We start from the raw sequence: 11,801 nt of genomic DNA on the forward strand, positions 1-11,801 counted from the left end.
CCTTCAGCCGATCTCCTGGCGAAGCGAGGCGATCAGGGGCGCGATGGCGGTCAATCGCGCCTCTTCCTCGTCGAGTATGGCCAGGAAAGCGCGCCGTTTGAACGCGGCCACCGCACCGGGTTTCAGCCGTATGGTCGGGGGTAGGGTGGAGACGGCGATGTCGATCATCCGCTCTGCCCCATGCAGCCGACCCCAGAGATAATCATTCTCGCGGTAGCTGCGGCTGAAAAACGCGCCGAAGGTCAGGAACTGGATGCCCTTCAACGTCGCTTCGGCGCCGCCTGCTCGAATGGCGGTGGCATCGTCGGGGGATATGCGGTCGACCTTGATCGGGTCGAACTCGTCTAGCCCTTCGCCCTGCAGCAATGGCAGCGTCGCGACGTCGAAATAGGGAAAGCCCAGATAGGTCAGCAATAGGGTCCGCCGGGCGGCACGGGGCAACCCTGCGAAGGCGGCGGCCAGCCGGGCATCGGTCTCACCGTCCAGCCGGATCAGGTCGAGCCTGGCTTCCAGTCGATCGAGCAAGGGACCGCCATCATCGCGAACGGCACGGATATCCTCCGCCCATTCCTCCAGACCGACACCGCTCTGGCGCTCCAGAAATTCGGCCAGCGATTCGTAGATGGCATCACGAACGGGTGCCAGTTCCGCCTCGCTGTGATCCGCCTCCAATTCAGTCAGCCGCCGGGCGAGCAACCGAAGGCGACGGATGCGATAGCCGAGGTCGAAGGCGCGCAGGAACGTCCGCGCGCCACCGCTCGATCCGCCGGTGAAGCTGATCGCCTCGCCACCGACATGGCGGGTCGCGACCGTCCGCTCGATCATCGCGCGAAGGCGATGGCGGCTCGGTTGACCATCGTCGCCCATGGCCTCGGTCAGGATCGTCGTCATGCCGTCGATGACATTGGCAAGCTTCAGATGACCATAAGCGGCATAGCTGTACCCCGCCTTCGCGGCGGCAGCAGCCTGCGCGCGAACCCGCCACGAAGCCAGTCGCGCAGCGGTCGGGCGGTCGAGGAAGAGGGTGCCGCCGAACAGTTGTTCGATCTCCTGCTCCACTTCCTCGCGAATGGCCGCGAGGATGGCCTGCATGCGATCGATCCGGCCGGACCGGGCGGCGATCGCTTCCAGATTGTCGCGTATCGGTTGCTGGCGGGGCAGTTCGCTGATCGCGCCGATGATGGTCTGGAAAAAGCCCGGATGGCCGCCACCGCCGGGCAGACGGAAATGCATGCCCGGAAACGGGTCGATATAGACGAAGCGACGGTCGACCTGACGCCGCGCCGGGCGGCGTCCGAGCGCGTCGATGGCAGGGCGGAAGGGCGCGTTGACCAGCACCGATCCGTCAATCAAGACCGCCTTGTCCGCCGCGCCCGCCGCATGATGGCGGGGAAGCACGCGGCGCAGAAAGTCATCACGCTCGGGCCAGTCCTGTTCGCGCACTGCCAGCACCCGGTCCAATTCGGCGACGGTGAAGGGTGGGAAGGCACCGGGGAAGCTCGACGTCGCCCTGGCGGCAAAGACCAGTTCCGGGATCGCCGCCAGCTTGCCGCCGCCGCTATCGGTGAAGTCGACGACCATGCGATGCTCGGTCTCGACCACCTCGCCGGGCGAATGGAGCCGCAACCGCTGCGGCTGGCCGGTAAAGTCGGTTACGGTCACGAACAGATCGAGCGGCTGGCCCGGCGGGATCAGTCGCTTGCCGACCGGACCGTTCGCCATACGATCGAACGCTTCGAGCAATCGTCCGGTAAGTGCGTCGGCGGCGAAAGGCGGCTCGAACCAGCGCGAACGGATCAGGTGACCGAGCTTGGAGCGCACCTCCTCACGGGTCTCCTCATCCAGCGCCGCGACCTTCTCGCCACTGCGCCCCGCCGCCATCCAGGCAATGGGCAGCGCCCACATCTTGGAGAAGCGCGAGGTCGGCGCGGCTTCGGGCGCGATCAGCGATTCGATATCGGCCGCTTCCAGCCAAAGGTCGGTCAGCGGATCGAGGGACTGGCCGGTCGACATCGCATGGCCCAGGAATATGCCGTTGATGCCGCCGGCGCTCGCGCCTGCGATGATGTCGGCCAGGATGCGGACACGAACCCCGCCGCGCTCGGCCATTTCGTCCAGCAGATCATGATAGACCGCATCGACCGCCGACGCCGGGGGATCGCCCTCATGCGAAGCCCGGCTCGCCCGCACGACCCTCCAAATTTCCTTGGTGATGCCGTGCATGTAGACGGCCAGGCTGATCCCGCCATAGCAGACCAGCGCCAGCCGCAGCTCCTTTTCGCGCATCAGCGAGGCCCGATCGTGGCCCAGATGGGCAAATGGTCGGAGGCGCGCCGCGACATCGGGGTCGCATGGACACCGCATGTGCCGATCGTCAGCTCTGAGGACACCATGATGCGGTCGAGCCGTCCGATCGGCCGCATCGCGTGGAAGCTCGGCCCCGTTTCCGCCACGGCGAAGTCGCGGGTAAAGTCCTTCAGGCACCCGGCGGCTCGGGTCCATTCGTTCAGATCGCCCATCATGACGGTCGGTTGCCGGTGCGCACAGCTCGTCAGATGCGCGAGGATCGCCGCCGCCTGCCGCCGCCGCCACAGCCCCGACAGGTCGAGGTGCATGCCCACCACCCGAATCACTCCGGCCCTGGTCCGCAGATCGGCCATCACCGCACCGCGCGGTTCCAGCGAGGGCAGGTGGATCGCCTCGAAATCCAGGACCTGCATGCTCTTGCGCACCAGGATCGTGTTCCCGTGCCACCCCATGGAGCGGGCCTTCATGCCATAGACGATGGGCTTCCAGTCGCTATGGTCATCGAGCAAATGGAGAGGGATCACGCCTTCACGTTCGCCGAAGCGACGATCCGCCTCTTGAAGGGCGATGACATCGGCATCGACCTCACGCAGGACATCCAGGATGCGATCGGGATTGCGCCGCCGGTCGGCGCCGATCCCTTTCCGGATATTGTAGCTGGCGACCTTGATCATTCCGCCACTGTAACGCAGCGACAGGCTTTTGGTGCCAATTCCATAATAGGTTGGAAATGGTGCCGGATGAGGGGATCGAACCCCCGACCTTCGGTTTACAAAACCGCTGCACTACCGCTGTGCTAATCCGGCAAAAGACCCAGAGCCCGCACAAATCCGTGGGTTTCGCTGCATTGAATCATCGCGTGGAGCGGGTCAATCCAAAATCGGCAGCCTTTCCGAACCTTTTTCATACCTGAGCAGTGTGAGAGGCGGCGCTGATTGTCATGCTCTACCGGCTCGAAAGAGAAGGCGGGTTTAAGCCTTCAAAATTAGCCAAGACCCGTAGATCGCCCTTGTAGAAGGGGTTTCCATAAAAGCGAGGCTTTGACCTTTTCTAGGGTTCTACGACCCGACACCCGAAGGGCTCATAAACCCTCGCTCCGATCGCTATCGTCTAAGCGCTGTAACTCAAACCGCGGCTGTAACGGATTTTGATTTTCGCCGCAGAAAGGTCGATCGGTGAACATCCACGGTGCTTATAATTCTCGAAGTTGATAATATATATTATGTAAAATTTACTTAGGGCACGGCATTCAGGACGAGTGTGCCTCGCTCCACCCTCCATGAACGCAGGCGCCGAAGCACGTTCATGCCGATGATATCCTGATTGCCAAAGTTTGACGATACGTCGGCGCCGACTTCCTTGAGCTGGATCGGGCCGATGCCGAGCTCGGCGATGGTGACATGCGATGCCGTAACGCGGCCGTTGGCGGTTTCGATCAGGCTGCCGAACGGACTTTCGTCGAGGTCGAGCCCTGCGGCCTGTGCGGTTGCTTCGGACAAGGCCGTGGTCGTTGCGCCACTGTCGATGAGCATCCGGCGCTCAACCCCATAGATGCGAACGACGGTGTAGAAATGCCCATCCTGCGCCACCGGAATGTGGACCACGCCTTCGGGCATAGCCTCACGGGACCACAGACCTGTCAGCCGGTCTCGTTGTGCAACGATCAGGAAAGCGGCGCCGAATATCGCGATCCAGACCAGTGCCATTCGCAACGTCTGACCGATCGGAATACGCCGGGCTGCGAGCGCGCTGAGCGGTAGAAGAAAGATCAGACCATAATAGACGATGTCCATGGCCCGATCGCCACTCAAGGGATCAACTCCATGCCGTCATAGGCAGGCTCGACGCCTATGGGCAGTTCGCGACACAGGGTCGCATAGTCCATCGACTGATCCATATGGATCAACGCGCTGCGGCGTGGCTTCAGAATATCGATCCAATGCAGAACCGATGGCAGGTCGGCATGCGCGGGATGCGGGTGGCGGCGGAGTGCATCGACCACCCAAAGGTCGACGTCACGGTAGAGCTCAGACATCTTAGGCGTTAAGTCATGGAAATCAGTGGCATAGCCGATGCTCTTCCCGTCGCATTCGAAGCGCAGGCCTGCCGACAGTATGCGGCCATGCGGCTGGTCCACCGTCCGTATGCGGATCGGGCCGATCGTCAATTCGCCGTCGATCTGGGTCATGGTTGCGGTCGGTGGGTAACCCGTCTTTCCCCGGAACACATAACCGAAACGCCCTTCCAGCGACGCGGCAGTGGTCGGCCTCGCATAGCCCGCCACCGGCTCGCCCAATGCGTGGAATATCTGACGGAGGTCATCGATACCATGGCAGTGATCGGCATGATCATGGGTCCAGATGACCGCATCGACCGTCCCGATATCGGCCGCCAGCAACTGCTCGCGCATGTCGGGTCCGGTGTCGATCAGGATGCGGGTGCCGTCATGCTCGATCAAGGCCGAACAGCGCATTCGCCGGTTTCGAGGCTCGGTCGGATCGCATGCCCCCCAGTCGTTGCCGATCCGTGGGACACCCGACGAGGTGCCGCAACCGAGGATGCGGATTTTCACGCGCGGGTCTTTGCAAACAGCCGATGGAAGTTTTCGGCAGTCGCCTGGGTCAATTGTTCAACCGTCTCGCCACGCAGATCGGCGAGGAACTTTGCGGTGTCGGCGACGAAGGACGGCTCCCCCGTCTTGCCCCGATGGGGTACCGGGGCTAGGAACGGCGCGTCGGTCTCGACCAGCAATCGCTCCAACGGCAGGCGTGCAGCCGTTTCCTGCAGATCCTTCGCGCTCTTGAACGTCACGATACCCGATATGGATATATAAAAGCCTAATGCCAGGGCCTTATCGGCGAAGTCTCCGCTGGCCGTGAAGCAGTGGATGACGCCGGGATAGGCCCCCTTCCCCATCTCTTCACTCAGTATAGCGGCGGTATCCTCCTCGGCGTCGCGGGTGTGGACGACGAGCGGCAGGCCGGTTTCACGGCAGGCAGCGATATGTGAACGGAAGCTCGCCTGCTGACGCGCACGGTCGCTGTGATCGTAATAATAGTCGAGGCCGCTTTCACCGATGCCGACGACACGCGGATGCCGTGCCCGCTCGATCAGCTTGGCGGTGTCGATATGCGGGTGTGCATCGGCCTCATGCGGATGGATGCCGACCGTCGCCCAGACATCGGGCTCGCGCTCGGCGGTGGCGATCACCGCATCCCATTCACTTTCCCGCGTCGAGATGTTGAGCATCGCGGTGACGCCCCGATCCCGTGCGCGGGTCAGGATCGCCGACTGCTCCTCGACCAGCCCCTTATAATTGAGGTGGCAATGGCTGTCGGCCAGCATCAGGCGTCGGCCTCTGCCGGGATTTCGAGACGCGGGAATGCCGGGGTCGGGGCGGCCAGCGGTACGCCGTTGCCAGCGCGACGGGCATACCAGCCGTCATCGTCGATCGCGGCATGATCGCGTTCCTCGGCCCCGAGCGTGTCGAGCACCAGTCCAGCGCCACGCGGCGTCACCGGCAGGATGGCGATGGCCAGCATACGGATCGCGCGGACCAGTGTGCCGAGCACGGCGTGCATGCGCTCCGGATCGGTCTTGCGCAAGGACCAGGGGGCCTGCACGTCGATATATTGGTTGCAGGTATAGACGCCGCGCATCCATGCCTCGATCCCGTGGCTGAGCGCCAGATCGTCGAAGGCGGTCTTCAGCGCGGCGCACGCGACGACCACCTCTTCCAGAAGCATGGCGTCGGACGGATCGCTGCGGCCGACCCGGGGCAGTTCGCCGCCCAGGTTCTTGGCGATGAACGACAGAGTGCGCTGGGCCAGATTGCCGAAGCTGTTGGCCAGTTCCGCGTTGACGCGGGTGACGATGGCTTCCGCCGAATAGGAACCGTCCTGTCCGAAGCTGACCTCGCGCAGGAAGAAGTAGCGCAGTGCATCGACGCCGAAGGCATCGGTCAGTCCCATCGGGTCGACGACATTGCCGACCGATTTGGACATTTTCTCGCCCCGGTGGAGCAGAAAGCCGTGGCCGAACACCGATTGCGGCAGAGGAAGGTCGGCCGACATCAGGAAGGCAGGCCAATAGACGGTGTGGAACCGCACAATGTCCTTGCCGATCAGATGCAGATTGGCGGGCCAGAAGCGCGCCAGATCGCTGTCCTTGTTCGGATAACCGGTGCCCGTCAGATAATTGGTCAGCGCATCGACCCAGACATACATGACATGGCCCGGACTGTCGGGCACGGGCACCCCCCAGTCGAAGCTGGTCCGCGACACGGACAGGTCGGACAGGCCGCCTTCGACAAAGCGCATCACCTCGTTGCGGCGGCTCTCTGGTCGGATGAAATCGGGGTTGTCCCGGTATAGATCGAGCAAGGGCTGCTGATACTTCGACAGGCGGAAGAACCAGGTCTCCTCTGCAGTCCATTCGACCGGCGTGCCCTGCGGCGACAGCTTGGTGCCGCCCTCGCCTAGGGTCAGTTCGCTTTCGTCATAGAACGCCTCGTCGCGGACCGAGTACCAGCCCTCATACCGGTCGAGATACAGGTCGCCCTCGTCCTGCATGGCCTTCCAGATCGCCTGGCTGGCGGCATAGTGATCGGTATCGACGGTGCGGATGAAACGGTCGTAGGAGATATCAAGACGGTCGGCCATCACATGGAAATGGCTCGACATTTCGTCCGCGAACTCGCGCGTAGAGATGCCGCGCGCCCGCGCCGCCTGGGCCATCTTCAGCCCGTGCTCGTCGGTGCCGGTCTGGAACAGGACATCGCGGCCCGCCTGACGCTGGAACCGGGCGATGACGTCGGCCGCCACCATCTCATAGGCATGGCCGATATGCGGGCGGCCATTGGGATAGTGGATGGCGGTGGTGATGTAGAATGGATCGGCCATGGCCGGTCCCTAGAACATCCCCAGGCGCAGGTGAAGCCCGCCGTGAAGCGTCAGCGCAGCGACCATGCGAGCCACAGCCATCCGCCGATCAGGAACGTGCCGCCGATCGGGGTGATCGCGCCGAACCAACGCGGGGCGCCGAAGGCCATGGCGTAGAGGGTGCCCGCAAAGAGCGCCGCACCGATGACGAAGGTCCAAGCGACCCCCCTCGCCTCCATCCGCAACGCAACGAGCGCCGCGACGGCATGGATCAACTGATATTGTCCACCGGTGCGCAGCCATTCGACGGCCACGCCTTCGGCCCGGTGTGCGCCGAAGGCTCCGGCTGCGATCGCGATCGCTCCCGAGAGCGCCGCCAGGATTGCCACCAGTCCCATAGGTCAGCCGTTCCTTTCGTCCTGGGTGATGATCCGGTCGCTGGCCGCCCGCAGGTCACCTGCGGCCGCCTGCGCCGCCAGCCGTTCCTTGTCGCGGGCCCGGTACATGATTTCCACCCGGTCGATCTCGGCATGGTCGATCTTCAGGCTGCCCAGCGCCAGGCGAGCCATCTTGACCGCGGATTCCAGCACCTCCCGAACGACATAGGAGGCCGGACCGCCCTTGAGCCGAAGGACCGCGCGGCGATCATAGGCGCGGACGAAGATTGAGGCGTCGGGAAAAGCGGCATGGACGCTTTCCAGCAATTCCAACGTGATCTGATCGTCATCCAGGCAGAACAGGATGAGTTCCGCTTCCGCCGCGCCCGCCTGACGCAGCAGGTCCAGCCGGGTGCCGTCGCCATAATAGACCTTGGCACCGAAGGACGCGGCGATGTCGATCATCTCGATATCGCGGTCGATCAGGGTCACGGGAACGTCGCTGGCGATCAGCATCTGCGCGACGGTCTGGCCGAAGCGACCATAGCCGACGATCAAGGCATTGGCCCCGTCCGTCACCGGCCCCTCGCGCTGGCTGCCACGGGTGATGACCGGTTCTTCGCGGATACGGCGGGTAGCGCCCATCAGGAATGGAGTCGTTGCCATCGACAGGGTGATGATCGCCCCGAACAGGGTCGCCGCCTCCGGCGCGATCAGATAGCCTTGCTGGGCCTGGGCGAACAGCACGAAACCAAACTCGCCGCCCTGGCTCATGAGCAGGCCGAGCGCGAGGGCAGAGCGCCACTTCATCTTGAACGCCAGCCCGATCAGCGTGATGACCAGCGTCTTGGTGGCGATCAGCGCCATCGCCATGATCGCGACGAAGACCGGCCGCTCGGCGATGGCGGGCAGGTCGAGCATCATGCCGACCGCCAGGAAGAACAGCCCGAGCAGGATCGAGCGGAACGGCTCGACATCCGCTTCCAGTTCGTGCCGATACGGACTGTCGGCCAGCATGACGCCCGCGATGAACGCGCCCAGCGCCGTCGACAGGCCGAGCAACTCCATTACCGCCGCGCTGGCGACCACGGTGAACAGCCCGGCGAAGACGAACATCTCCCGCTCGCCCATATTGCCGATCAGGCGGAACAGGGGCCGCAGCAGGAAGCGCCCCGCCAGGATCAGGCCGATGATCGCGCCGATCGTCTCCAGCGCCAGGATCCATCCCGGCGGCCCGGTATGATCGGCCGGGTTGCGCGACATGGCCGCGACGATGGTGATGAGCGGGACGATCGACAGGTCCTGGAACAGCAGGATCGAAAAGGCCCGCTCGCCGAAGGGCGTGCGCATCCGCCCCGATGACTGCAGCATCGGCAGCACCTGCGCGGTCGAGGACAGTGCGAGCGGCAGGCCGAGCGCCAGAGCCGCTTCCGGCGAGAAATGCGCGAGGATGACGATGCCGGTGATCGCCAGACCGCAAATCGCGACCTGAAGCAGGCCGAGGCCGAAAATCTCATGCTTCATTCGCCACAGCCGGGCGGGGTTCAGTTCCAGCCCGACGATGAACAGGAGGAGTGTGATGCCGATCTCGGCGATGCCCAGCTTGGACTCGGCGTCGCCGACGAGCCCCAGAACGTGCGGGCCGACGACCGCGCCCGCGACGAGATATCCCAGCGTCGCGCCAAGCCCCAGCCGCCGGAAGATCAGGACGAAGGCCAGCCCGAACCCGAACAGGATGGCGCCGTCGCGCAACAGCGACACCTCGCCGTGCATCAGCTCTTGGCTCCGGCCGCTGCATCCTCGGCGGCCTGTGCCGCCGCCTCGAACGCCAGCCGGATCGAGGGGTGGCGGGCGGTGTAGGACAGCGCCGGGGTGAAGATGTCGAGGCCGGGCCAGGCGGGGGCATCCCCCTGCCCCGACGCCAGCCAGGCTGTCAGTTCGTCTCGCGCGGCGACCAGTTCGGTTACGCTTCGCCCGACGACATGCGCCGAGAGCAGGGCCGCCGACGCCTGCCCGAGCGCACAGGCGCGGACCAGCATTCCGACCTCGGCCACGTGGCCCGCTTCGTCGAGGTTGACGTCCACCGTCACCCGGCTGCCGCAAATGGGCGAGCGGCGCTCGACGCTGGCCATGGGGTCGGTCAGGCGCTTGTCATGCGGGATCGCCGTGGTCAGGCGCAAAATCTCCGCGTTGTAGAGGGGCGCGTTCATCACGGGGTCTCGCTGCTATTGGACAGGCCAGAGGCGCTGGTGGGTGTTGGGGTGCCGAAGACCGGCAGGCCCCGGCGACGGCGATCGACAAAATCGGCGATCCCGGCGCTGGTTGCATTCAACAGCTTGTAGGTGCGGCTCTTGACCATCCATTCGGGCCGCCGCGCCGGTCCGCCGCTGACCGTATCGACCATGAGGGCGACGACCAGAAAGACGAGGCTGGCGAGGATCAGGCCCTTGAGCGCGCCGAAGCCGAAGCCCAGGGCGCGATCGACAGGCCCCAGGATCGAGGTACGCGTGCGCGAACCGATGGCCCGCGCGATCATGCGGCCGCCCAGATAGGTCACGCCGACGATCAGTGCGAAGGCCAGCACGGCCGCGCCGGACACCGTGCCGACCACGCCGGTCAGCGCCTGCGCCAATGCGATATGGAACATCTTCAGCGCGGCGACGATCGCGACCCAGGCGAACAGTGCCAGAACCTCGGTGACGAAGCCCCGCATGAACCCCTGTATCGCCGCGCCGAACACTGCGATCAGGACAAGAATATCTAGGGCCGTCAACGCCTGTTATCCCATATCTCAAACAGCCCATGAGCCACGATCATCGGGGCATGGCGCCTTCAGGCCCCTTCGCTACCCCCGCCCCAGCATATGGTCAACGAACTCGGCCAGGGTGCGAAAGCCGGTCATGCGCAGGCCGCCCTCGTCATTGGCCATGGCGCGCGGCACGATCGCCTTTTCAAAACCGAGCTTGCCGGCCTCCTTCAATCGCAACGGGCCATGCGCGACGGAGCGGATTTCGCCCGACAGCGCGATTTCGCCGAAGACGATGGCGTCGGTCGGCACCGGCCGTTCGGACAGCGCCGAGATCAGCGCCGCCGCCACCGCCAGATCGGCGGCCGGGTCCTGTACCCGGTAGCCGCCCGCGATATTCAGATAGACTTCGGCCGATGAGAAACTCAGCCCGCACCTAGCCTCCAGCACCGCCAGGATCATCGCCAGACGTCCGGTATCCCAGCCGACGACCGCACGGCGTGGCGTCGCGCCCGAGGCGAGGCGGACCGTCAGCGCCTGGATTTCGACCAGCACCGGCCGCGTACCCTCCAGCGCGGGGAAAACGGTTGCGCCGGTAATCCCTTCCTCGCGATTGGTCAGGAAGAGCGACGACGGGTTGCCGACCTCTGTCAGCCCCTCGGTCTGCATGGCGAAGACGCCGATCTCATCGGTGCCGCCGAAGCGGTTCTTGATTGCGCGCAGGATGCGATACTGGTGGCTGCGCTCGCCTTCGAAGGCGAGGACGGTGTCGACCATGTGTTCCAGCACGCGCGGCCCCGCGATCGAACCGTCCTTGGTGACATGACCGACCAACACGACGGCGGTACCGCGCTCCTTGGCGAAGCGGATCAGTTCCTGTCCCGAGGCACGCACCTGGCTGACGGTGCCCGGCGCACCCTCGATCAGGTCGGAGTGCATGGTCTGGATCGAGTCGATGATCAGCAGCGCGGGCGGCGTCCCGATCGACAGGGTGGTCAGGATGTCGCGAACCGAGGTCGCCGCCGCCAGCCGCACGGGCGCCTGCCCCAGCCCCAGTCGCCGTGCGCGCAGCCGGACCTGATCGGCGGCTTCCTCGCCCGAGACATAGGCGACCGGCTTGCCCGCCATCGCCAGCTTCGCCGCTGCCTGGAGCAGCAGGGTCGACTTACCGATCCCCGGATCGCCGCCGATCAGCGTGGCCGAGCCCTCGACGAAGCCGCCGCCCAGCGCGCGGTCGAGTTCGGCGATGCCGGTCGCCATCCGGTCGGGCAGCGGAATATCGGCGTCCAGTCCGACCAATTGAATCGCCCTACCGCCGCCTTGCAGGTTATGCTTCGCAGCAAAGGGCGTCAGCTGGACCGGCGCTTCCTCCAGCATCGTGTTCCATTCGGAGCAATCGGGGCATTGCCCCTGCCAACGGGAGGACACCGAACCGCAGGATTGGCAGACATAGCGCTTCTGGATCTTGGCCATGCCGATGCTCTAGCCGGA

Annotated in this window: 11 protein-coding genes and 1 tRNA gene; all 12 read right to left on the minus strand. The window is 64.7% G+C overall.

Annotated features, from left to right (window positions below; genetic code table 11):
* Window positions 1-3: 3 nt before the first annotated feature.
* Complete coding sequence (locus tag NS355_RS10470) at window positions 4-2,286, minus strand: patatin-like protein (RefSeq protein WP_058745667.1); 2,283 nt, start codon at window positions 2,284-2,286, stop codon at window positions 4-6.
* Window positions 2,286-2,981 (minus strand): endonuclease/exonuclease/phosphatase family protein, encoded by a 696-nt coding sequence (locus NS355_RS10475; protein WP_058745714.1) that lies wholly within the window; start codon window positions 2,979-2,981, stop codon window positions 2,286-2,288. Before NS355_RS10475 ends, NS355_RS10470 begins: the two co-directional genes overlap by 1 nt.
* Window positions 2,982-3,038: 57 nt before the next feature.
* Window positions 3,039-3,113, minus strand: a tRNA-Thr gene (locus tag NS355_RS10480).
* Window positions 3,114-3,542: 429 nt separating this feature from the next.
* The gene (locus tag NS355_RS10485) at window positions 3,543-4,100 is read right to left on the minus strand and encodes a retropepsin-like aspartic protease family protein (RefSeq protein WP_058745668.1); all 558 of its coding nucleotides are present in this window, start codon (window positions 4,098-4,100) and stop codon (window positions 3,543-3,545) included.
* Window positions 4,101-4,114: 14 nt separating this feature from the next.
* Window positions 4,115-4,879 carry an MBL fold metallo-hydrolase gene (locus tag NS355_RS10490; RefSeq protein ID WP_058745669.1) on the minus strand — a complete coding sequence of 255 codons (765 nt, stop codon included), beginning with the start codon at window positions 4,877-4,879 and terminating at the stop codon, window positions 4,115-4,117.
* Window positions 4,876-5,652 carry a TatD family hydrolase gene (locus NS355_RS10495; protein WP_058745670.1) on the minus strand — a complete coding sequence of 259 codons (777 nt, stop codon included), beginning with the start codon at window positions 5,650-5,652 and terminating at the stop codon, window positions 4,876-4,878. Before NS355_RS10495 ends, NS355_RS10490 begins: the two co-directional genes overlap by 4 nt.
* Window positions 5,652-7,208: a methionine--tRNA ligase gene (metG, locus tag NS355_RS10500; protein ID WP_058745671.1), complete on the minus strand. Its 1,557-nt coding sequence runs from the start codon at window positions 7,206-7,208 to the stop codon at window positions 5,652-5,654. Before metG ends, NS355_RS10495 begins: the two co-directional genes overlap by 1 nt.
* A gap of 50 nt (window positions 7,209-7,258) precedes the next feature.
* Window positions 7,259-7,585: a DUF423 domain-containing protein gene (locus NS355_RS10505; protein ID WP_058745672.1), complete on the minus strand. Its 327-nt coding sequence runs from the start codon at window positions 7,583-7,585 to the stop codon at window positions 7,259-7,261.
* Window positions 7,586-7,588: 3 nt separating this feature from the next.
* The gene (locus NS355_RS10510; protein ID WP_058745673.1) at window positions 7,589-9,337 is read right to left on the minus strand and encodes a cation:proton antiporter; all 1,749 of its coding nucleotides are present in this window, start codon (window positions 9,335-9,337) and stop codon (window positions 7,589-7,591) included.
* Window positions 9,337-9,774 (minus strand): iron-sulfur cluster assembly scaffold protein, encoded by a 438-nt coding sequence (locus tag NS355_RS10515; protein ID WP_058745674.1) that lies wholly within the window; start codon window positions 9,772-9,774, stop codon window positions 9,337-9,339. Before NS355_RS10515 ends, NS355_RS10510 begins: the two co-directional genes overlap by 1 nt.
* The gene (locus NS355_RS10520; protein ID WP_058745675.1) at window positions 9,774-10,337 is read right to left on the minus strand and encodes a CvpA family protein; all 564 of its coding nucleotides are present in this window, start codon (window positions 10,335-10,337) and stop codon (window positions 9,774-9,776) included. The genes NS355_RS10515 and NS355_RS10520 overlap by 1 nt, the downstream gene beginning before the upstream one ends.
* A gap of 72 nt (window positions 10,338-10,409) precedes the next feature.
* Window positions 10,410-11,783, minus strand: coding sequence for a DNA repair protein RadA (gene radA / locus NS355_RS10525; RefSeq protein WP_056434901.1), 1,374 nt, complete (start codon window positions 11,781-11,783; stop codon window positions 10,410-10,412).
* Between the last annotated feature and the right edge of the window lie 18 nt (window positions 11,784-11,801).

The sequence above is a fragment of the Sphingomonas yabuuchiae genome (genome assembly GCF_001477495.1).
GTDB classification, from domain to species: Bacteria; Pseudomonadota; Alphaproteobacteria; order Sphingomonadales; family Sphingomonadaceae; genus Sphingomonas; species Sphingomonas yabuuchiae_A.

What these genes read in the sequence shown, in the direction of transcription:
- NS355_RS10470 (WP_058745667.1), bottom strand. Translation starts at nt 2,286, where the DNA reads ATGCGCGAAAAGGAGCTGCGGCTGGCGCTGGTCTGCTATGGCGGGATC.
- NS355_RS10475 (WP_058745714.1), bottom strand. Translation starts at nt 2,981, where the DNA reads ATGATCAAGGTCGCCAGCTACAATATCCGGAAAGGGATCGGCGCCGAC.
- NS355_RS10485 (WP_058745668.1), bottom strand. Translation starts at nt 4,100, where the DNA reads ATGGACATCGTCTATTATGGTCTGATCTTTCTTCTACCGCTCAGCGCG.
- NS355_RS10495 (WP_058745670.1), bottom strand. Translation starts at nt 5,652, where the DNA reads ATGCTGGCCGACAGCCATTGCCACCTCAATTATAAGGGGCTGGTCGAG.
- metG (WP_058745671.1), bottom strand. Translation starts at nt 7,208, where the DNA reads ATGGCCGATCCATTCTACATCACCACCGCCATCCACTATCCCAATGGC.
- NS355_RS10505 (WP_058745672.1), bottom strand. Translation starts at nt 7,585, where the DNA reads ATGGGACTGGTGGCAATCCTGGCGGCGCTCTCGGGAGCGATCGCGATC.
- NS355_RS10510 (WP_058745673.1), bottom strand. Translation starts at nt 9,337, where the DNA reads ATGCACGGCGAGGTGTCGCTGTTGCGCGACGGCGCCATCCTGTTCGGG.
- NS355_RS10515 (WP_058745674.1), bottom strand. Translation starts at nt 9,774, where the DNA reads ATGAACGCGCCCCTCTACAACGCGGAGATTTTGCGCCTGACCACGGCG.
- radA (WP_056434901.1), bottom strand. Translation starts at nt 11,783, where the DNA reads ATGGCCAAGATCCAGAAGCGCTATGTCTGCCAATCCTGCGGTTCGGTG.